This window comes from Aequorivita sp. 609 (assembly GCF_014212065.1).
GTDB lineage: Bacteria > Bacteroidota > Bacteroidia > Flavobacteriales > Flavobacteriaceae > Aequorivita > Aequorivita sinensis.
This window is the reverse complement of sequence record NZ_JACJVM010000034.1, coordinates 376,757-397,277: the sequence shown is the minus strand read 5'-3', so window position 1 is coordinate 397,277 and position 20,521 is coordinate 376,757. Positions and strand designations below refer to the sequence as shown.

Sequence of the window (20,521 nt, the reverse complement as noted above, 5' to 3'; positions counted from 1 at the left end):
TTTATTGAACAAAAAACCTACCAACATAATATTACATAGATAGGTTTAGGAAAAAATTAATATTTATGAACTAAAAAAGCCTTCCGATTTCGAAAGGCTTTTAAATAATTTATAATAACAAAGTTAGCTGAGTTTCCCGAATTAATACGGGATAAACCGAGGCTCGGTAACTAAGCGCAGCCGAAGCTATCCTGCCAATGCCTCTGCACCACCAACAATCTCAAGGATTTCATTGGTAATAGCTGCTTGACGTGCTTTGTTGTATTGAAGTTTTAATGAATCGCGAAGCTCGGTTGCGTTGTCGGTTGCTTTGTGCATCGCAGTCATACGTGCACCGTGTTCACTAGCAACACTATCACGAAGAGCTTTAAACAACTGAGTTTTTAAGCTTTTCGGAATTAAAGATTCAACAATTTCTTCTTTGAAAGGTTCAAAAATGTAAGCTGTTTCAGTTGTGCTTGCTGCTTCACCTTCAATAGCTTTTGGAGGTAAAATAGGTAAAAACTGCTCAGTCATTACTAACTGTGTAGCCGCGTTTTTGAAATGGTTATAAACCACTACAATTTTATCGTACTTGCCTTCAGAGAATAAATCCATTAGGTTTTGAGCAATTTCTGAAGAGTTTTCGAAGGTTAAGTCATCAAAAATATTGTTGTTATTTTCGATTACCGTTCCGAATTTTTTCAGAATGTCATTCCCTTTTTTCCCAAGCGTCATAAAATCTACTTGCTTCCCAGCATACGTTTCAGCTGCCAAGTTTCTAGCTTGTTTTATGATGTTTGAGTTAAAAGCTCCCGCCAAACCACGATTACTGGTAATGGCAACCACCAAAACTTTATTTACCTCGCGTTGGTCTGAATATTTGCTTCCGCTGTCTTCTCCAAGCGTTGCACTTAAATTTTGTAAAAGTTCAGTAAGTTTTTCAGAATAAGGACGCATTGCTGTAATTGCATCCTGAGCCTTCTTCAATTTTGCAGCCGATACCATTTTCATGGCACTAGTAATCTGCATCGTTGAACTAACGGATGATATTCTGTTACGTATTTCTTTTAAATTCGCCATTTTTTCAATTATGAATTATGAATTCAGAATTATGAGTTTTTTATAATCGACACTAACAATCTCATTAATTCATCACAATCTTCGTACATTCCTTTTGGAACTGGATAGATGTTTGTTTCATCAATGATATCTAACCAATATTCCGTTTCTTCAGCTTCTTTCAAAGCAATTCCCAGCTTATTTTTAAAATCTTTTGTGCTAACGCTACGTTGGGATTCTCTTACGTTTGCACCTATACTCGTTCCAGATTTTAAAATTTGATTGGCTACTTCGTAATAACGATTTGCCTTTAACTCCTCTGAATAAACAACAATTTTACAAGCAAAATAAAATGACTTGTCAACAATTGCATTATTTCGAGGCTTATACGCCATTCTATCAAATATGAATTTAGAATTCAGAATTATGAATAAATTGATAATTCATAATTCCGAATTCATAATTCTGAATTACTTTTTATATTTCGCAGACACGTCGTTAGCAACAGACACCATTACGTCAATTGCTTCGTCTGTAAGCTTACCAGCTTTTAGTGCATCTAGAGTATCTCTGTGCTTTAGGTTAAGCATTTCTAGATAATCTCTTTCAAATTCTTTTACCTTTTCTACTGGTACGTTACGCATCAAGTTTTTAGAACCTGCATAGATAATTGCAATTTGATCTTCTACTGTGTAAGGATCGTTTTCAGATTGCTTTAATATCTCTACGTTACGTTTACCTTTTTCAATTACATTTAAAGTTGCAGCATCTAAGTCTGAACCGAATTTTGCGAAGGCCTCCAATTCACGGAAAGCTGCTTGATCCAGTTTTAATGTACCTGCTACTTTTTTCATCGATTTAATCTGAGCGTTACCCCCTACACGAGATACCGAAATACCTACGTTAATAGCTGGACGAACACCAGAGTTAAACAAATCACCATCAAGGAAAATCTGTCCATCTGTAATCGAAATAACGTTTGTTGGAATATAAGCAGAAACGTCACCTGCTTGTGTTTCAATAATTGGAAGAGCAGTTAAAGAACCACCACCTTTTACGATTCCTTTTAATGAATCTGGAAGATCGTTCATTTCTTTTGCAATATCGTCATCAGCAATAACTTTTGCTGCACGCTCAAGTAATCTTGAGTGCAAGAAGAAAACGTCTCCAGGGTAAGCCTCACGTCCTGGTGGACGACGAAGAAGAAGCGACACCTCACGGTATGCTACCGCTTGTTTAGATAAATCATCAAATACAATCAAGGCTGGACGACCAGTATCACGGAAGTACTCACCAATTGCAGCACCTGCGAAAGGAGCATACACCTGCATTGGAGCAGGATCTGATGCGTTTGCCGCAACAATAGTTGTATAAGCCATTGCACCTTTTTCTTCTAGTACGTTTGCAATGTTTGCAACAGTAGAAGCTTTTTGTCCAACAGCAACATATATACAGTATACAGGCTCACCTGCATCATAAAATTCTTTTTGATTCAAAATGGTATCAATACATACTGTAGATTTACCAGTTTGACGGTCACCAATTACAAGCTCACGTTGACCACGGCCAACAGGAATCATTGCATCGATAGACTTAATACCTGTTTGAAGTGGCTCAGTAACCGGCTGACGATAAATAACTCCTGGTGCTTTACGCTCCAAAGGCATTTCATAAGTTTCACCAGTGATAGGACCTTTACCATCGATAGGCTGACCCAATGTGTTTACCACACGACCAACAATACCTTCACCTACATTAAGCGATGCGATACGCTGAGTACGTTTTACTGTTGAACCTTCTTTTACTTCTTTTGAAGGACCTAAAAGTACGATACCTACGTTGTCCTCTTCAAGGTTCAATACAATACCTTCAAGACCACTTTCAAAAGCCACCAATTCACCATATTCGGCGTTTGAAAGTCCGTATGCGCGAACAATACCGTCACCTACGGTTAAAACAGTTCCTACTTCATCCAGGGAAGCAGTTGCTTCGTAACCTGTAAGTTGTTGCTTTAAAATTGCTGATACTTCAGCTGGTTTTACTTCTGCCATTTTTATCTAGGTTTTAGGTGGTAGTTTTCAGGAATGTGGCCTTAAAAACCTGCACCAGTAAATTTTAATTATATTGATTTTGAAAATTCTCTTTTTAAATTTCCTAATTGGTTTGAGATACTCGCGTTGTATTGAATATCGCCAACCTTAAGGATAAACCCACCAATTATTGCGGGATCAACCTCACTTTTAAGTGTTACTTTATCACTACCCGTTAACTCTTTTACTTTAGCCATTACATTAGCTTCAAGTTCAGAGGTAAGTGGTACTGCTGTTATAACAGTTGCGGCTTTTACACCTTGATGGTCGTTATAAATATCTATATAGCTTTTTGCCACAGCTCTTAATAATGGTGCACGTTTATTATCCACCAATACATTAATTAGAGAGTGTGTAGCTTCTGATTGACCACTGAATATTTTTAGCAAAGCTTCCTTTTTATCGTTGGCTTTTATAACAGGACTTTGAAGTACTGTTTGCAATTCGCGACTGCCTTCAATGGTTTTATACACAGATTGCATATCGCCAAAAACAACAGCCTCGGTGTTGTTCTGGTTTGCCTTCTGCAAAATTGCTTTCGCGTATCGTATAGCTGCTCTGCTCATTGAATATTAGTTTAATTTTGCGTCACTTAACATTTCATTTACAAGCTTCATTTGCTTGCCATTGTCTGAAAGTTCGCTTTTTACTACTTTTTCAGCAATTTCTAAAGATAGTGTTGCTACCGTTGCTTTCATTTCAGCAATTGCAGCTTTTTTCTCACTCTCAATAGCTCCTTGAGCTTGAGTAATCATTTTATCTGCTTCTTCTTTAGCTTCTTCTTTAGCGTCAGAGATCATTTTTGTTTTAATCTCACGAGCTTCTTTTAGCATAGCTTCACGCTCTGTACGTGCCTCCTGTAACAATCTTTCATTGTCCGCCTGAAGGTTTGCCATTTCAAGTTTTGCTTTTTCAGCAGCATCTAGTGCTCCTTGAATTCCTTCTTCTCTTTCATTTAATGAATTTAAGATAGGCTTCCAAGCAAATTTTACCATTAGTAAAATAAGCACTATTAATAAGACTGTTTGCATCATGAACAGCCCTGGAGAAAAATCGTTTAATAATGTTTCCATAATATTATTACCCTGGGGTAAAGATTTTTGTTATTAATTTTTTCTTTTAAAATTCACTTCCTGTAACCAACCGTTACAGGAAAGTGAACTTTGGTTTTTTTGGATTACTTTCCTAAGAAAAGTGCACCGAATGCTAAACCTTCTAAAAGTGCAGCAATAATAATCATCGCTGTTTGGATTTTGTTGGCAGCTTCTGGCTGACGTGCAATAGCTTCCATTGCGCTTCCACCAATCTTACCTAAACCAAGACCAGCACCAATTACGATAATACCAGCACCTACTAAATTTGGAATCATTGTTTCCATAAAAAAATGTATATAAATTAATTAAACAAAAAAAATACGCTACTATACTACTATATAAAATTCTCTCTTATATCTTCTGCATCTGGAATTTCATTTCCATGTGCATCGTGCTCATGATCGTGATCGTGTTCCGCAACAGCCATACCGATAAACAACGCTGAAAGCATAGTAAAGATATAAGCCTGTAAGAACGCTACTAAAAGCTCGATAACAGAGATGAATAATGATAAAACAAAAGATAACGCTGTTGAACCAACAGGAGTTAAATCTGCTTTTAAGTTTATCATAATCGCAATTAAACTCATAAGGATAATATGTCCTGCTGAAATGTTTGCGAACAAACGCACTAAAAGTGAGAATGGTTTAATAATTAATGTTCCAACCAATTCGATTACCGCTAAGATCGGACGAATTAAAATTGGCACACCTGGCATCCAGAAAATGTGACCCCAGAAATCTTTATTACCACTAAATACATAAATGATTAACGTTAACACAGCTAGTGCTGCAGTTACTGCAATCTGTCCCGTTACGTTAAACCCAAGTGGAGTTAATCCTATTAAGTTTAGAATCCAAATGAAAAAGAACACGGTTAAAAGGTATCCTGTGAATTTTCTGTATTTCTTTTCACCGATGTTTGGTCTAGCAATTTCGTCTCTTACATAAATAACCAACGGCTCTAATACACGACCAAATCCTTTTGGAATACTTCTCTTTTTATATTGTCTTGCCAATGATGAGAACCACCATAACATTAATAGACCTACTACTAAAATACCAAAAACACTTTTTGTAATCGATAAATCTAAAGGTTTTGAAGCATTTACCGGATGATGCGCTTCGTCAAACACAAGCTCAGTTGCACCTTCCTCCAACTCATAAATCTTACTGTGGTAGTTTACAAAACGGCTTCCATTTTTCTCTACAATCACCTTACCTTCAGAGTCGTGGTGAAATTCAGACGACATAAATGTAGTAAAGCCATCGTTTCCGTAAACGATAACTGGAAGTGGAAATCCAACATGTACACGTTCACCTGCATCATTAGTATAAGATACTAAATGAAAACCATGTGAGTCTTTTAAGTGATGAAGAATATATTCTTCGATTTCACTCGGAGTACTTACTCTTCCGTCGTCTTGTTGCGCTTGTTCATTGCTCTGATTAGCAAAAACATTGATAGTCAACAAACAAGTAAGTAGTAATCCGAAAAATTTAATTGAATAAATTGATGTTTTCATTGCTTCTCTTGAAAAAATAATGCCTGTCTAATTCGGCGGCAAAAGTAGGGAATTTCTATTTAAAATACCCACAACAATTGCAAATTTATATTTTAGTTGTTTCTATTCAGAATTTTAACAATAATCAGAACCTCTAAAAAGAGAAACAGAAATATTGGAATTAACAAAGAAAGACTGTCTGTTTTTGACAACACTAATGATGAAAAAAGAATACTATTAAAGAATAGACAAAATAATCCAACTTTTATAGCCATTGCTGCTAAATACAAAAAGCCTAACTGATCTTTTAATTGCTGTGATTTCTGTGAAATAAATTCAAAAGAAGCACAAAGAATAAGCGTCGCTATACCTTGAAATAGGTAAATATTCCAAAGATTAAATGGGTGTTCTACATTAAAGTGGTTAAGAATGAAGTTGTGAATTGCAAAACCTGCAACTAAAACCAATCCACATAATAAGGTGTAATGAAGTATTTTTTTCTGAAGCATTTACTTATTTAATTTATTTACACCTCTAATTACACTAAAAATAGACAAGAAAATTGCCAAGATAGTGATTGTAGGCTCTAAAAAGTTTAATTCGAAAGTGCTGTCTAGCCATTTACCTAATAGATTTCCAAGGAAAATGGTAAGCCCCATCTGAATCCCAATACCCGAAAGGGCAATCCATCTATTATTATTCTTGTTATCGGCAGACATAACTATAAGAGAGGGTTAGTCTGATTTTGGAAGAGCAGACGCTTCCTTAATTTTTTGTTGTTTGTTAAAAAGACGAGGCTGCGAATCTCCAGGTAACTTCGGAGCGTTTAGTCCAGCTTTAGGCGTACCATCTAGCATAACACAAGATGCATTTAAAACCGCTCCTGGTTCTACAGATAGTTTTCCCACAACAATTTCACCTTCTACTAAGGCTGTAGATCGAAGCGTTAAGGTTCCTGAAACTTGAAGACTTCCTTCAAACTTTCCTTCTAAATCGGCATTTTCACAACTAAGTGTCCCTAAAATAACTCCTGTTTTACCTAAAACCACCTTTGAAGGTGTATGCACATTTCCTTCTATAGTACCATCAATTCTAAAAAAACCTGTTGAAGAGATATCTCCCTTTAGTTTTGTGCCTTCATTTATTCTGTTTTGAGCCGAACTTGGTTCAACATTATTTTTCTTGGCTTTTTTTTCTGAAAACATGGACTTAGGTTTTAATATTTATTATACTATAGAATTTCAGGTTCTAATTAACTATTGTGCGGATGCTTCTTGCTTTAAGTAATCATCCAAGTTTTTATGAATTTGTACGATTTTATAATTATCGCTAGAAATTTCAAAATACGGACGCTTCACCTTATACTCTTTATTTTCTTCTAATAATTCGGCAAAACCTTTCGCACCACCTTTAGTGTTTAATCCGTGAACGATTACAAATTTACTTTGCGGATTGTAGTAATCAATAGAAGCAGTCATATTAACATAACGGTGATTTTCTATCGCTTTATCTAACTTTTCTTTTAATTTTTCAGCAGCTTCGCCCTCAGTATTTTCAAACTTATAAACTAGCTTCCAAGATTTAGCATCTTCATCTTTTCCGAAGTTTTTAAATTCTAATTGAGGCAACACACTGCTGTAAATCTGCTGAGCTTGTTTCCCTTCTGCTGTACTTGGGTAGTTAAGCGCAATAAAGTTTAAAGCTTTTTTATACACTTCAAAACCTTGCTGACGCCCCAGAGCTGTAGCTTTAAGTAATTCAAATTTTGGTACAATGTCATTTCCATTATACACCATCATATACTCATCGCATTTTTCAATTACCTCAGCGTATTTTGCAGCTTCAAATTCTTTATACAATTGCTTGTATTTAAATTCTGGGCTAGATTCGTCTGTTGGTAATTGCGAATTTGGATTGCGTAATATTTCCGCATAACGCGTATCAGCATGATTTGTTAGAATATCATTCTTATACTTTTCAGCAGCTGAAGCGTTATCTAGTTCTTCATAAATTTTAACCAAGTTATATTTAGAAGGAACCACTAACCTATCTTCAGGATTGTTGGTAAGCAATGTCTCTAATCTATTTGCTGCAAGGTTGTACTCCTTGAATTTCTCCTTATAAATAAGCCCTAATTGGTAGTAAGCAAAGTTTCTATCTTTTGCTAAACTATCGATTACTTTTTCATCGGTTGGGATTAAAGCAATATAGGTTTCTGGCTTAAACTTTTCGTTTTCAGAAATTGGAATAACCTCAGCTTCAATGTCTTCATCAGAAATTAACGAAGAATTCTTACTAGAAAGTCTCCAGTTATCTTCAAGCTTTCTGTCACCCCAAATTTTTCTAAACTCTCCTTTTCCGTATGCTATAGTTGAAGTGTTGTAGAAATAGAAGGTGCTACCTTTGTTTGGACCGGCAGCTGTATTATCTTTTTTATAAAATTCGTTATTGGCAATTCTCTGTTCTGTTTTTACAGCTTCAATTGAATCTAGTCGAGCTTGTTCTTTTAAAGCAGTAGTATACGTAACGAAAAACGCTTCTTGTTCTGCTGGGCTCATTTTCACTAGCCTCAACACACTGTCGTTTACCGCAGCGATGTCTTCATATTTAATTACATCGTCAAGATTTTCACGCTTTTTTGTGATTCTACGCCATTGACGACTATTTTGTTCAAGGAAAGTTAGGGTACTATCGTAATACGCTCCTGCTTTTTTGTACTCGGCATCATCAAAATTAATTTCAGCTAGAGTTTGGTAGTTTACCGCTTGTAGTACTCTATCCTGATTAAACGCTTGAATCGATTTGTTGTAATACTCTACTGCTCTTTCGATACTATCGCTATTGCGGTAATAATCTCCAAATTGATTATAGATTTTATCTAAAAACGGACGGTTTTCACGGTTTTCTGCTAGGTCGTTTAAAAGTGTTAAGAATGCAGTACGGTCTCCACTTTCGTAATCGAAATTCTTTCCTTTTTCAAGGTAAGCGTTAATCATATAAACACGAGAAGTTTTACGATTCATTGCAATCACCTCATCGAAAGCCATATTTGCGCTATCTTTTTCTTGCAAACGGTTGTAAAGCTGACCTTTTATAAAAGTGTATCTTCCTTTTAGCTCGTTATCCTGAACGTTATCTACAGCCATCTTCATATACTCTAGCGCTGGCTCTAATGAATCAAGATTGATAAATGCTTGCGCCATCATTGCAGCACCATCTGCTAATTCTTCTTCATTAAGATCGTCATCTCGGAACATTCTTTTTAGGTTCTCGATTGCGTACTCTTCGTTTTTTAAACGAATATTCGTCTTTGCCTTCCAAACTTTAGCAATATTAATGCTGTTACTAGTAGGGTAACGGTCTAAGATAAAGTTGAAAGCATCTAGTGCAGGAACAAAACGTCCGTCGTAGTAACGTGCTTTTCCTAAAAGAATATAAGCCTCATCTATCTGTGGGTTATGCTCACGGCCATCGATATACATCGAGTGTTTTTGGATTGCCTTGGCAGCTTTTTCTTCTGCTCTATTAAAATCGCCACTGTTATTTTTCCCTGGGGCTTTAATTTCAGCTTCCTTAATTTCGATACGTTCTACCGGTAAGATCTCCCAAAAGTTATCGCGATAACCTGCTGCAAGTCTGTTCTTACCATCGGTAAACGCTAAATCTCCATTGTACAAGGTGTTGAACTCAGCAGTAACCGCGTGAACATTACGGTTTATAAAAGTGTTCTTTTTACGTGAACAAGCTGCAAAAAATATTACAGCTAGAGTGAATAATGTAATTTTATAAGTGCCTTTCAAAATGATTTCAGTTTTTATGGTATTCTAACTTAAAAGGTTCTTTTTTAGTATGTAGAATCGCTAAAGAGCGGTAAAAATACGTTTCTTTTTATTATCTGCTTAATGAAACCCTGAAAAAATACATCACTTTAAAGTGGTTGAAACTTTATTTAACTGATATCATTTGTACTTTTGCAAAAAAAATTACGATTATGAGCGAATTTCACGCGCTTACCGTTTCTGAGGTAAAAAAAGAAACTCCAAATTCAGTTTCAATTAGTTTTCAAATTCCAGATAATTTGAAAGGTACATTTTCTTTTAAAGCTGGACAATATATTACAATCAAATACCTAGCCGATGGCAAAGAGATACGCCGCGCTTATTCCATATGTTCTTCCCCAAAAAGTGGAACACTAAAGGTTGGGGTTAAAAAAGTTGAAAACGGACTATTTTCACAATATGCAAATTCAGTTTTAAAAGCTGGCGACACTTTGCAAGTAATGCCACCAACAGGTAAATTTACTTTGGAGCCAAATATTAAAAACTATGTTGCTTTTGCTGCTGGAAGTGGGATAACCCCAGTGTTATCGCTTATAAAATCTACTATGGAAGAAATGCCTCAAAGCACTTTCTTACTTATTTATGGCAATAAAACCGTAGAAGAAACAATGTTTTACGATGAAATAGTAGCGCTTAAAGACCAATATCCGGATAGATTTTATGTTGAATTTGTTTTCAGTAGAAAAGAAGAAGAAGGTGCTAGATTTGGAAGAATAGACCGATCTATCACAAATTATTTCTTGAAAAATAAATATGGGGAAGATATACACGAAGCCTATTATTTGTGTGGTCCTGAAGAAATGATTGACGAGGTTTCGGCTACATTGAAACACAACGGAGTAAATTCAAAACAAATCCACCACGAACTGTTTTCAACTGCAGAAAAAGGACTTTTAGTAGAAGCACATGACGGTAATACTAGCGTGGTAGTTATGCTTGATGATGAGGAAGAAACCTTTGTTATGCCACAAACGAAATCTATTCTTGAAGCGGCATTAGACGAAGGCTTAGATCCCCCATATTCTTGTCAAGGAGGAATTTGCAGTACCTGTATCGCTCGCTTAAAAGAAGGAAAAGCCGAAATGCGTAAAAATCAAATCCTTACCGATTCTGAAATTGCAGAAGGTTTAATCTTAACTTGCCAAGCACATCCTACAACAGCTAAGATTGTTGTAGATTATGATGATGTTTAAAGCTTGAAATCCCAAATTTTGAAATCCCAAATTCCAAAAAAAAGCGAGAAGATAGGGCTAAAGACTTTATTTTTTAAAATCAAAAGATCACTGAAACTTAAAGCCTCAACTACTGTCAAAAAATCATTGCACAGTGAAGAAATACACAAGCCGAAGTAAAGGAACCATTCGTGGAATTTAAATAAAATAAGCTATTCCAGTACCTCAACAATTTTAATGACAACAGTTTGCGGTGCAATAGTCTTTATTGCATCTTCATACCCTTTCGGAAATTTATTTCCATAAATAGAAGTTGGAATTAAAGGAAATTTTTTTCGGTCAGCAAGTAATTGATTGCTTTCTGGCTGGCCAAAAGGCACAAAACCAGCATACGGATGTGTAACGCCCCAAAGCGTAATTACTGGAATGCCATACATTGCCGCCAAATGACCATTACCACTGTCCATAGAAAGCATTAAGTCTAAATTTGAAATTAGAGCTAACTCTTCTTCAAAGCTTAATTTTCCAGCTACGTTAGTTACATTAGCGAAAGGATTTTCAAGCTTTTTAAGTTGTTCAATTTCCTTCTTTCCTCCGCCAAAAAGAAAGATACGGTATTTATTGGTTTCATCTAGCTCTTGAATAACTTCAGTCATTAAGCTTAAAGGATACATTTTTCCGTCGTGAGCCGCGAAAGGTGCAATGCCAATCAGTTTTTTTTGCTCTACACCAATTAAGCCGTTGAGCTTAGGGGTTAGTTGCTTTTTAGGTGGCGCTACATACTGACTTAAATCTAACGGAAAGCCAAGTTTTTCAAAAACATCGGCATAACGTTGATGCGTTGTTTTTAATTGCGAAATACTTTTCCCTTTAGCGTTAACCAATGCTTTTTTCTCTGCTCTGCCCTTATCAATCTTAACCGATTTAATCCATTTAAAAATCAGATACTTAGTGATTATTTTAGAGCGTATAACATTGTGTAAATCTGCCACAACCTCGACCCCATTGGCTTTTGCTTTTTTAGCAAGCTTAATTAACCCCAAGTTTTTATGTTCGCCGTAAACGTCTGCCTCAAGAAATTCTAAATTTGGTATCCCCTCAAAAAAAGGTTTAAAATGCGGTCGTGATGCTACTGTAAGCTTTATATCGGGATGGGTTTGACTGAAAACCCGAAGGACAGGCACCGTCATAGCTACATCGCCCATTGCAGATAGGCGAATTACTAATATATGTTTTGGGTTTTTAGCCATGGGAATAAAGAAACCCTAACGAGTTATTAAAACCTATTAGGGTTGATTGTTAAATTATTTCTTTCCGCGAAGAACTGGATTTAGTTCATCGTCGTTGTACATTTTCATTTGTTTGTACACTTTCATATACTTTCTACCATTAGCAATATCGTCTAGCAATTGGTTAATCGCAGTGCTTAAATCCACACGCTGCTCCAACAGCACATTCAATTTTGCTTTACAAGCCATTTGATGTTCTTGTGATGCATCTTCACGCTCAGCTTCTTCATTCATATGGTAAACTTTCAATGCTAAAATTGAAAGACGATCGACACCCCAAGCAGGACTTTCGGTGTTAATAGTAGCATCGACGTTTACCTTTACGTCCTTATATTTTTCTAGGAAATAGCTGTCGATATATTCAACCATATCGGTTCTATCTTGATTAGAAGCATCTATCTGACGCTTTAATTTAAGCGCAGCAACAGGATCGATATTTGGATCGCGGATGATGTCTTCATAATGCCATTGAACAGTGTCTATCCAACATTTGCGATATAATAGATGTTCCAGTAACTGACTGTCTTTATCGTAAGGATTACTGAAAGGTTGATCTACAGTGTTTACTTCGTGGTATTTATTTATAACTTCTGCGAAGATTTTATTGGCTTTGTCTGAAAACATATTTTTTTATTTATCTAAGGTTTTTCGAACCTTGTAGGTTTATTATTGTTACTTAACTTAATTATTACCTAAAAGGCTTTAAAGACCTTGCAGGATAATGCTAAAAACGCTGCCAGAGTACAGGTTAATATCTTCAAATAAGCTCAGACACCGAGCTTATTAGGCGGAACCTATATAGATACCATCACAGGTTTTTGCTTAAAATACAAATGTATCAAATTTTGCCTTAGGATTTAGAAAATGATGTTTAGCTTCCTATCTTGTTATGACGAATAAACGAATATCACTTTCAGTATTTATTGTACAACTGGCTATTATAAAAACATAAATACGAAGGGTAATAAAACAACCATCCAAAGCAGGGTTTCCTTAAATCTATATTCGATAACGTCTTCTTTCACAAAACCTTTTGCGCCAAAATTTTCGATATAATTGGCTGCTATTATAGAGAGTGGAGCCATTATAAATAAAACTTCAGCTCCTGTTTTTTCTGGACCTAAAAGTGCTACCACAATACTCACCATACTCACGTAAAACAGCAACAGATAATTCGGTTTACTTTTAGAAGGTATACTCGCAATTTTAGCTGTTCTAGAAATCCCTGCCCATATATAGAAAGCTAGTAATACCGTTACTGGTACTAATATAGATGCCGAATTGTAATTTGAAAAGTCTAAACTTATTTCATCCCTCCAGCTAAAAAACCAAGCAAATGAATCGTTTGTTAGCAATTGATAGGTAGTATTCAAAATTACGACTGCAAAAAAGCCAATAAAAGGAATAAGCATTTGCTTATAATTGGTGTTTGGTTTTTGGATAATCGCTATATATAAAGGAACAATAAACAGAAGGCTCCAAAAGTAGTACAGGGATGCTGCTGTAATCCAAAAACTTGAGTCTAGAATTTTCTTTTCAGAATTAGTATCACTTCGAAGACTCATTATCCTGCGTAATGCTAATAGGATTAACAAATTTGCAAGGAGTATTTCGTGATTAAGAAAAACAACAGGAAGCATCACCATAAAGCACGAGAAAAACAAAATTGCGAAAGTGTTGTTTTTTGTGAGGTGATTTTTTCGGATGATAAAATCAAACAATAGCAAACTAAACACACTTAATGCTATAAATAAGGAATGCTTAAATAGCGAAGTAGAGCTTAAGTCTATATTCGACTCAGAAAATAAACCCAATAAATATCCAAATACAATAAACACAGAGAGTATTAAATAGTTTATAGGATTAGATTTCCCGAAAAAGCTTGTTAACATAGGGTTTTTTTATATTTTTGCTTTCTAAAAGTTTAAAGATATGGCCTTGAAAGATATTTGGGAAGGAATTGCTTCCTTTTTTGAAACCGTTTTATTGAATCCACTAGATGGTATGCGTGACTTTGAATTACAAACTTGGTGGGGCGCTAATATTATGTCTTGGATATTTCTTGTAATTGGTTCGGTAGCTTTTGTATACTGGTTACTTCAATTGAAAAAATACGACGAAAATACTGAAGACACACATACTTACGAGGAAACAGTATAATTGAGGTTTATTTTTAATCCAATATTTTTAGAGATATTGGATTAAAGATCAAACCCAATATCTCTACGATAATTCATCCTATCGAAACTTAGTTTATCTATGTTTTGATAGGATTTTTTTAGCGCTTTTCTGAAGTCATTATCCATTGAAGTAATTGCTATTACACGTCCTCCATTAGTAAGTACTTTTCCTGCTTCAGATTTAGTTCCAGCGTGAAATACGATTGAGTCTTCTATATTTTCCAATCCTGAAATTTCTTTACCTTTCTCATAATCTTCTGGATATCCACCCGAAACAAGCATCACAGTTGTAGCCGCTCTTTCATCTATTTCAATATCGATAGTATCAAGCTTTTGACGATAAGTAGCTTCCAATACATCTACAAGATCTGTTTTAATTCGCGGAAGAACAACTTCAGTTTCAGGGTCTCCCATTCTAACGTTGTATTCTATTACATACGGTTCGTTATTTACCTTAATTAACCCGATAAAAACAAAGCCTTTATAGTCTATGTTTTCTTCGCTTAGACCATTAACCGTTGGTTTTACAATGCGATCTTCTATTTTTTTCATCAACTCCTCATCTACAAATGGCACTGGAGAGATTGCTCCCATTCCCCCTGTATTTAAGCCTGTGTCACCTTCGCCTATACGCTTGTAATCTTTTGCTGTAGGCAGAACTTTATAATTTTTGCCATCTGTTAATACAAAAACGCTTAGTTCAATTCCATCTAAAAACTCTTCAATAACAACTTTAGAGCTAGCTTCACCAAACTTACTATGGGTTAGCATATTCTCAAGCTCTTGCTTTGCTTCGTCTAAATCGTTAAGAATTAAAACACCTTTTCCTGCTGCCAATCCATCAGCTTTTAAAACATAAGGAGGGTTTAATTGTTCTAAAAATGTTTTTCCAGCCTCTAGGGATTCTACAGTAAAGCTCTCGTAAGCTGCCGTAGGGATGTTGTGCTGCATCATAAACTCTTTTGCGCGCTGTTTACTTCCTTCCAACAAAGCGCCACGCTTAGAAGGCCCTATAAGCATAACGTTCTTCAGCTCTGAAGTTTCAGCAAAGTAATCGGCTATTCCTTGTACTAACGGATCTTCTGGACCTACCACAACCATTTCGATATTGTTTTCAACAACATAATTTTTTATGGCTTCAAAATCGGTTACATTTATTGCTACATTTGTTGCAATTGACGCTGTACCTGCATTTCCAGGTGCAACAAAAAGATTTGAACAACGAGAGCTCTGTGCTATTTTGTAAGCAAATGTATGTTCGCGACCGCCAGAACCAAGGATTAGAATATTCATAATTGAAAAAATTTATTTCGGCATCAAAAATAAATCATTTTAAAGCTAAAACAAGGCAATAGCTGATAAAACCTACCACATTTGTATGTATTTCTTTTCTCAGGTTTATCGATTGTATTTTTATTCTAAAAAAATGAGGATAAGGGTTTCAGTATATTTGTAAATTGAGGCTCTAATATTTACAAAATGAATTTGTTTGAAAACACATTGAAGTTAAATGGCTTTCCAATTTCTAAAGCAAAATCTTTGCTTAAAGAAATTCAGCAAATTCCAGAAAATAAATATGAAAATTATATTATTAATGCTCGAGAAAAAATAGTTACATATCATATTCAAAACAATCCTTTTTACAGAAAATTAATAGGCTCTAAAAATTATAGTTGGGAAGATATCCCCGTAATGACAAAAAGCGACCTTCAACAACCATTGGAAAACCGCCTTTCAAAAGGATTTAATCAAAAAAATATTTACATTAATAAAACATCTGGATCTAGTGGAACTCCTTTTGTTTTTGCCAAAGACAAGTTTTGTCACGCTTTAACTTGGGCAAAAATTATCGATAGTTTTGGGAGTTTGGGAATTGACTTTAATTCTTCATTACAAGCTCGTTTTTATGGAATTCCTTTAAATCCTAAAGGATATTATAAGGAAAGAATTAAAGATTATTTTAGCAATCGCTATAGATTTCCAGTTTTTGACCTATCAGAAGAAAAGTTAAATGAAGTTTTAAACAAATTCGAAACCAAGAAGTTTAATTATATAAATGGCTATACAAGTTCAATCGTACTTTTTGCGAAATTCCTAAAAGGGAAAAATATTATTCTCAATCAAGTTTGTCCAACTTTAGAATATTGTATTGTCACTAGTGAAATGCTTTTTAATGATGACAAAGCATTAATGGAAGCAACTTTTGGAGTGCCTGTTATAAATGAATATGGCGCATCTGAATTAGACTTAATTGCTTTTACAGATTACCAAGATGAATTTATTGTTAATAGCGAAACACTTTTGGTTGAAATATTAGATGAAAACAACCAAACTGTTCCCTATGGGAGTTCAGGACGTATTGTAATTACATCATTATATAATAAGGCTCAACCAATGATTCGCTATGATATTGGAGATATCGGAATATTATCAAAAGCAAGTACTTACAAAAAGCCAATTTTAGAAAAATTGATTGGACGTACAAATGATTTAATTACATTACCAAGCGGTAAAACTTTAGCAGGACTTACATTTTATTACGTAACTAAGAGTATTGTTTCTGATAACGGAAATGTAAAAGAGTTTATGATTGAACAAACCAAGATAGATACGTTTAAAATTAAATATGTGTCTAACAGAGAACTCTTTCCGAAGGAGAAGATTAAAATAGAGAAAGCCATAATTAAATACTTGGAAAATGACCTTACGATTGTTTTTGAAAGAGAAAAATCATTAAAACGGAGTAAAAGCGGCAAACTAAAACAATTCGTTTCCATGGTTAAACAATAATTATTCTGTAGTGTGCAAAAAGAAATTCTCTTAATAACAAACTATTTTCCACCCGAAAAAGGAGCTGCGGCAAACCGCATGCATAGCATTGCAGAGAACTTAGGTAAAGCAGGATATACTGTAAAAGTAATTTGTCCTTTACCAAACTATCCCAACGGAGAAATATTTGAAGGCTATCGCGGGAAATTGTCAATATCTGAAAAAACTCCTTTCGGAGAAGTTTCGCGTTTGTGGACATGGCCAAGTAATTCTACAAACAAGTTTATTCGGTTGCTTTCAATGCTTTCATTTTCATTGAGCTTAGCGGTATTTTTCCTTTTTAAAAAAACTCCAAAAAAAATATTTATCCAATATTCTCCAGTATTTGTTGGGTTTACAGCAGTTTGTTTGGGAAAAATATTTTCAAAAAAGATCATTCTAAACATATCAGACCTTTGGCCATTAGCAGGTTTGGAAATGGGTATTTTAAACAAGGGGTTCTATTATACGCTACTTTTAAAAATAGAGCGTTATTGTTACAAGAAATCCGACTTAATTATCGGTCAGTCTGAAGAAATCCTCCTACATATTTCAAAACTAGAAAATAAAAAGCCACTCTTTTTATATCGGAATATTCCGAATTTCAAAATGCCAAAAATCAGTGATAGAACTACTTCTAAGGAGGTGAAAATAGTATATGCCGGCTTGTTAGGCGTGGCTCAAGGAATTTTTGAAATCTGTGAAAAAATCACTTTTCCACAAAATGTAAGTTTTCATATCTATGGAGCAGGACCCGATGCAGAAAGGCTAAAATCGTTACAATCTAAAAACGTTTACTTCTATGGGGAAGTCGATAGAGCGGTGCTACATATAGAGCTTGAAAAATACGACATTGCATTTGTTCCTTTAACAAATAGAATATACGGGTCTGTACCTTCAAAAATATTTGAATATACACGCTTAGGACTTCCTATACTTTACTTTGCAGGAGGTGAAGGAGGGAAAATTGTAGCTAAAGAATCTTTGGGTTGGGTAATTCCTGTGAATAACACTAAGAAACTTCAAGAGTTTATTAATACTATTTCCGAAAACGAATTGAATATGTATCCAAAAGAAAAAATTCAAAATACCACAGTTTCAGTATTTAATTTTGAAAAACAATTTAAGGCATTTATAAGCGCAATTGAAACTGTTTAATACGCTTTTTCTTCTCCTCTTAGGGCATTGTAAATTGTTTGAAATACAATTTTTATATCCAAGAATAAGCTCCAATTTTCAAGGTAAAAAATATCGTATTTCACGCGATTAATGATATCACTTTCACTCTCTACCTCTCCTCTAAATCCGCTTACTTGTGCTAAGCCTGTAATTCCTGGCTTAATAAAATGACGAACCATAAATTTGTCTATACGCTCTGCATACATATGTGTATGGCTCACCATATGCGGTCTTGGCCCCACAACAGACATTTCACCTTTCAGAACATTGATAAACTGCGGCAGTTCATCCATGCTCGTTTTTCTAATTATTCGCCCTACTCGAGTAACTCTCTCATCCCCTTTTTTAATCTGATGTAAATCGGCCATAGGATTTGGTTTCATCGATCGGAACTTATAACAGTAGAATTCTTTGTAATCCAAACCGTTTCTTTTCTGTTTAAAAAACACTGGACCTTTCGACTCCAGTTTTATAAATAAGCCTAAAAGTGGTGTAAGCCATGAAAGTATCCCAACAATTACTAGTATTGAAAGTACAATATCAAAACCTCGTTTTATAAACTTATTAAACGGTTCATCCATCGGAATTTTTCGCATAGAAAGTATTGGAAGCACTCCGTAATATGTGAAATCAAGTTTTTTGGTATAAATCTCCTTGTTATCCGGAAGGAACTTTAATATTTTAAGGTTGTTATCTACAAAATCTATGAGCTTTATTAAATCCTTATTCCCTATTTCTGCAACCGAAGAATACACCTCATCGATATTTTCTTTAAGAATGTAATCCATACATTCTTCTATAGAAGTTTTATTAGGTCCTTTTAAATCAAATGTTTTAACCAGTTGATAACCATATACTGGATTTTCATTAAAAAACTTTCTCAGCTGATCTGTTTTTTGGTTAAGACCGATAATCACCACCTTTCTAACGTTTCCGCCTAAATAAAGTCGGTATTTTTTTAGAAGAAAATATATTCCAAACTTCACTGTTGATATGCTTAGCATTACAACAACTATATATTTGAAAATAAGTGATGCTGAAACTTCTATATCATTATAAAACCCAAAGAAGGAGAATACGATTAACGCCAAAATTATCCCTTGCTTACCTAGCAAAGACATTATTTTTGACATATGTGTAAAACGATAGATTTCATAAAATCCTGATCGTAGCGAAAGCAATATCCAAGCGAAGGTTAGGTAAATAATAAAGTTAAATAGCGGAATGCTATTATTGAAAAACTCGAAAGCCAAAAAATAGAGTAAGACAAGATCTAGTCCGTATGAAATAGGCCTTATAAATCCAGAATATCGTCCGCTTTTAAACATACTTACCCTCTATTGTGTTTTGAAAAATCTTTGTGTTCGCTTTTAAAGAGTTCTTCTGGTGATAAATTTTTAAAATATTCAAAGGTTATTCGCATACCTTCTGCTCGTGACACTTTTGGCTCCCATCCTAGTACTTCTTTCGCTTTAGAAATGTTTGGTTCACGCTGTAAAGGATCGTCTTGAGGTAAAGGTTTAAAAACAATCTTTTGACTTGTGTTCGTAAGTTTTATAATTTCTTTTGCAAAATCAAGAATTGTAATTTCTTCTGGATTCCCAATGTTTACAGGTAATGCATAATCACTAAGCAGAAGGCGGTATAAGCCTTCAACTTGATCGTCTACATAGCAAAACGAACGGGTTTGTAATCCATCCCCAAAAACGGTTAGGTCTTCTCCACGCAGCGCTTGACCTATAAAAGCAGGAATAACACGACCGTCGTTCAATCGCATTCTTGGGCCATAAGTATTAAAAATTCTAGCAATTCGCGTTTCTAAACCATGGAATCGGTGATACGCCATGGTTAACGATTCCTGAAATCTTTTTGCTTCGTCATAAACTCCGCGAGGACCAATGGTATTTACATTGCCATAATATTCTTCCGATTGTGGATGAACCAATGGGTCGCCATAAACTTCAGAAGTCGATGCTATTAATATTCTAGCTTTTTTCTCTTTTGCTAATCCCAAAAGGTTATGAGTCCCTAATGAACCAACTTTTAAAGTTTGGATAGGGATTTTTAAGTAGTCTATCGGACTAGCAGGAGAAGCGAAATGAAGAATATAATCTACTTTTCCAGGTACGTGCACAAACTTTGTAACATCGTGATGGTAAAACTCGAAGTCTTCAAGTTTAAAGAGATGTTCTAAGTTTTTTAGATCACCAGTAATAAGATTATCCATTGCGATAACGTGGAAGTCTTCAGCAATAAATTTATCACATAGATGTGAGCCTAAAAACCCGGCAGCACCTGTTATAAGCACGCGCTTTTTCATCTGAA

The 20,521-nt window shown here is 34.9% G+C and carries 21 protein-coding genes; 4 read left to right on the top strand and 17 right to left on the bottom strand.

Annotated elements, in window-relative coordinates; translation table 11 throughout:
• Window positions 1–186: 186 nt before the first annotated feature.
• The 11 genes from atpG to H4O20_RS11185 form a co-directional block, all read right to left on the bottom strand.
• Window positions 187–1,062: an ATP synthase F1 subunit gamma gene (gene atpG / locus H4O20_RS11235; RefSeq protein ID WP_185099297.1), complete on the bottom strand. Its 876-nt coding sequence runs from the start codon at window positions 1,060–1,062 to the stop codon at window positions 187–189.
• Window positions 1,063–1,091: 29 nt separating this feature from the next.
• Entirely contained in the window at window positions 1,092–1,436 is a 345-nt protein-coding gene (locus H4O20_RS11230; RefSeq protein WP_185099296.1) for a four helix bundle protein, read from the bottom strand.
• A gap of 75 nt (window positions 1,437–1,511) precedes the next feature.
• A complete protein-coding gene (gene atpA, locus H4O20_RS11225) occupies window positions 1,512–3,092 on the bottom strand; it encodes a F0F1 ATP synthase subunit alpha (protein WP_139854219.1) in 1,581 nt (526 codons plus the stop codon).
• 68 nt (window positions 3,093–3,160) lie between these two features.
• Window positions 3,161–3,697, bottom strand: coding sequence for an ATP synthase F1 subunit delta (atpH, locus tag H4O20_RS11220; protein ID WP_139854218.1), 537 nt, complete (start codon window positions 3,695–3,697; stop codon window positions 3,161–3,163).
• 6 nt (window positions 3,698–3,703) lie between these two features.
• Entirely contained in the window at window positions 3,704–4,204 is a 501-nt protein-coding gene (locus H4O20_RS11215; RefSeq protein WP_139854217.1) for a F0F1 ATP synthase subunit B, read from the bottom strand.
• 104 nt (window positions 4,205–4,308) lie between these two features.
• Complete coding sequence (gene atpE, locus H4O20_RS11210) at window positions 4,309–4,509, bottom strand: ATP synthase F0 subunit C (protein WP_179951766.1); 201 nt, start codon at window positions 4,507–4,509, stop codon at window positions 4,309–4,311.
• Between the two features lie 50 nt (window positions 4,510–4,559).
• Window positions 4,560–5,750, bottom strand: coding sequence for a F0F1 ATP synthase subunit A (gene atpB / locus H4O20_RS11205; protein ID WP_139854216.1), 1,191 nt, complete (start codon window positions 5,748–5,750; stop codon window positions 4,560–4,562).
• Window positions 5,751–5,842: 92 nt separating this feature from the next.
• The gene (locus tag H4O20_RS11200) at window positions 5,843–6,238 is read right to left on the bottom strand and encodes a DUF6168 family protein (protein ID WP_139854215.1); all 396 of its coding nucleotides are present in this window, start codon (window positions 6,236–6,238) and stop codon (window positions 5,843–5,845) included.
• A complete protein-coding gene (locus H4O20_RS11195) occupies window positions 6,239–6,448 on the bottom strand; it encodes an AtpZ/AtpI family protein (RefSeq protein WP_139854214.1) in 210 nt (69 codons plus the stop codon).
• A gap of 15 nt (window positions 6,449–6,463) precedes the next feature.
• Entirely contained in the window at window positions 6,464–6,934 is a 471-nt protein-coding gene (locus H4O20_RS11190) for a polymer-forming cytoskeletal protein (protein WP_185099295.1), read from the bottom strand.
• A 51-nt stretch (window positions 6,935–6,985) separates the two neighbouring features.
• Window positions 6,986–9,529, bottom strand: a complete 2,544-nt coding sequence (locus H4O20_RS11185) for a hypothetical protein (RefSeq protein WP_185099294.1) — start codon at window positions 9,527–9,529, stop codon at window positions 6,986–6,988.
• A 191-nt stretch (window positions 9,530–9,720) separates the two neighbouring features.
• Between H4O20_RS11185 and H4O20_RS11180 the strand changes: the two genes are divergently transcribed.
• On the top strand, window positions 9,721–10,761 hold the full coding sequence (locus H4O20_RS11180) for a ferredoxin--NADP reductase (protein WP_139854211.1): 1,041 nt from the start codon (window positions 9,721–9,723) through the stop codon (window positions 10,759–10,761).
• A 191-nt stretch (window positions 10,762–10,952) separates the two neighbouring features.
• On the opposite strand, the gene H4O20_RS11175 is transcribed toward H4O20_RS11180, so the two are convergent.
• The 3 genes from H4O20_RS11175 to H4O20_RS11165 all read right to left on the bottom strand — a co-directional run bounded on the left by H4O20_RS11175 (window position 10,953) and on the right by H4O20_RS11165 (window position 13,921).
• Window positions 10,953–11,990, bottom strand: coding sequence for a glycosyltransferase family 9 protein (locus tag H4O20_RS11175; RefSeq protein ID WP_185099293.1), 1,038 nt, complete (start codon window positions 11,988–11,990; stop codon window positions 10,953–10,955).
• A 54-nt stretch (window positions 11,991–12,044) separates the two neighbouring features.
• Entirely contained in the window at window positions 12,045–12,653 is a 609-nt protein-coding gene (locus H4O20_RS11170) for a DUF4254 domain-containing protein (protein WP_139854207.1), read from the bottom strand.
• Window positions 12,654–12,967: 314 nt separating this feature from the next.
• Window positions 12,968–13,921, bottom strand: a complete 954-nt coding sequence (locus tag H4O20_RS11165) for a DUF6427 family protein (protein ID WP_139854206.1) — start codon at window positions 13,919–13,921, stop codon at window positions 12,968–12,970.
• A gap of 40 nt (window positions 13,922–13,961) precedes the next feature.
• On the opposite strand from H4O20_RS11165, the gene H4O20_RS11160 reads away from it, so the two are divergent.
• Window positions 13,962–14,189: a uracil phosphoribosyltransferase gene (locus tag H4O20_RS11160; RefSeq protein WP_306785648.1), complete on the top strand. Its 228-nt coding sequence runs from the start codon at window positions 13,962–13,964 to the stop codon at window positions 14,187–14,189.
• Window positions 14,190–14,230: 41 nt separating this feature from the next.
• Here the strand turns inward: H4O20_RS11160 and purD are convergent, their stop codons facing one another.
• Window positions 14,231–15,502, bottom strand: coding sequence for a phosphoribosylamine--glycine ligase (purD, locus tag H4O20_RS11155; protein WP_139854205.1), 1,272 nt, complete (start codon window positions 15,500–15,502; stop codon window positions 14,231–14,233).
• A 186-nt stretch (window positions 15,503–15,688) separates the two neighbouring features.
• Between purD and H4O20_RS11150 the strand changes: the two genes are divergently transcribed.
• The gene (locus tag H4O20_RS11150; protein ID WP_185099292.1) at window positions 15,689–16,999 is read left to right on the top strand and encodes a phenylacetate--CoA ligase family protein; all 1,311 of its coding nucleotides are present in this window, start codon (window positions 15,689–15,691) and stop codon (window positions 16,997–16,999) included.
• A gap of 12 nt (window positions 17,000–17,011) precedes the next feature.
• Window positions 17,012–18,175 (top strand): glycosyltransferase family 4 protein, encoded by a 1,164-nt coding sequence (locus tag H4O20_RS15265; RefSeq protein WP_185099291.1) that lies wholly within the window; start codon window positions 17,012–17,014, stop codon window positions 18,173–18,175.
• Here the strand turns inward: H4O20_RS15265 and H4O20_RS11140 are convergent.
• Both H4O20_RS11140 and H4O20_RS11135 read right to left on the bottom strand, forming a co-directional pair.
• A complete protein-coding gene (locus tag H4O20_RS11140; protein WP_185099290.1) occupies window positions 18,172–19,524 on the bottom strand; it encodes an exopolysaccharide biosynthesis polyprenyl glycosylphosphotransferase in 1,353 nt (450 codons plus the stop codon). The two genes, H4O20_RS15265 and H4O20_RS11140, sit on opposite strands and share 4 nt — an antisense overlap.
• A gap of 2 nt (window positions 19,525–19,526) precedes the next feature.
• Entirely contained in the window at window positions 19,527–20,516 is a 990-nt protein-coding gene (locus H4O20_RS11135) for a UDP-glucuronic acid decarboxylase family protein (RefSeq protein ID WP_139854201.1), read from the bottom strand.
• Between the last annotated feature and the right edge of the window lie 5 nt (window positions 20,517–20,521).

Excerpts from the sequence above, each read along its gene's own strand:
- atpG (WP_185099297.1), bottom strand. The coding sequence starts at position 1,062 with ATGGCGAATTTAAAAGAAATACGTAACAGAATATCATCCGTTAGTTCA.
- H4O20_RS11230 (WP_185099296.1), bottom strand. The coding sequence starts at position 1,436 with ATGGCGTATAAGCCTCGAAATAATGCAATTGTTGACAAGTCATTTTAT.
- atpA (WP_139854219.1), bottom strand. The coding sequence starts at position 3,092 with ATGGCAGAAGTAAAACCAGCTGAAGTATCAGCAATTTTAAAGCAACAA.
- atpH (WP_139854218.1), bottom strand. The coding sequence starts at position 3,697 with ATGAGCAGAGCAGCTATACGATACGCGAAAGCAATTTTGCAGAAGGCA.
- H4O20_RS11215 (WP_139854217.1), bottom strand. The coding sequence starts at position 4,204 with ATGGAAACATTATTAAACGATTTTTCTCCAGGGCTGTTCATGATGCAA.
- atpE (WP_179951766.1), bottom strand. The coding sequence starts at position 4,509 with ATGGAAACAATGATTCCAAATTTAGTAGGTGCTGGTATTATCGTAATT.
- atpB (WP_139854216.1), bottom strand. The coding sequence starts at position 5,750 with ATGAAAACATCAATTTATTCAATTAAATTTTTCGGATTACTACTTACT.
- H4O20_RS11200 (WP_139854215.1), bottom strand. The coding sequence starts at position 6,238 with ATGCTTCAGAAAAAAATACTTCATTACACCTTATTATGTGGATTGGTT.
- H4O20_RS11195 (WP_139854214.1), bottom strand. The coding sequence starts at position 6,448 with ATGTCTGCCGATAACAAGAATAATAATAGATGGATTGCCCTTTCGGGT.
- H4O20_RS11190 (WP_185099295.1), bottom strand. The coding sequence starts at position 6,934 with ATGTTTTCAGAAAAAAAAGCCAAGAAAAATAATGTTGAACCAAGTTCG.
- H4O20_RS11180 (WP_139854211.1), top strand. The coding sequence starts at position 9,721 with ATGAGCGAATTTCACGCGCTTACCGTTTCTGAGGTAAAAAAAGAAACT.
- H4O20_RS11175 (WP_185099293.1), bottom strand. The coding sequence starts at position 11,990 with ATGGCTAAAAACCCAAAACATATATTAGTAATTCGCCTATCTGCAATG.
- H4O20_RS11170 (WP_139854207.1), bottom strand. The coding sequence starts at position 12,653 with ATGTTTTCAGACAAAGCCAATAAAATCTTCGCAGAAGTTATAAATAAA.
- H4O20_RS11165 (WP_139854206.1), bottom strand. The coding sequence starts at position 13,921 with ATGTTAACAAGCTTTTTCGGGAAATCTAATCCTATAAACTATTTAATA.
- H4O20_RS11160 (WP_306785648.1), top strand. The coding sequence starts at position 13,962 with ATGGCCTTGAAAGATATTTGGGAAGGAATTGCTTCCTTTTTTGAAACC.
- purD (WP_139854205.1), bottom strand. The coding sequence starts at position 15,502 with ATGAATATTCTAATCCTTGGTTCTGGCGGTCGCGAACATACATTTGCT.
- H4O20_RS11150 (WP_185099292.1), top strand. The coding sequence starts at position 15,689 with ATGAATTTGTTTGAAAACACATTGAAGTTAAATGGCTTTCCAATTTCT.
- H4O20_RS11140 (WP_185099290.1), bottom strand. The coding sequence starts at position 19,524 with ATGTTTAAAAGCGGACGATATTCTGGATTTATAAGGCCTATTTCATAC.
- H4O20_RS11135 (WP_139854201.1), bottom strand. The coding sequence starts at position 20,516 with ATGAAAAAGCGCGTGCTTATAACAGGTGCTGCCGGGTTTTTAGGCTCA.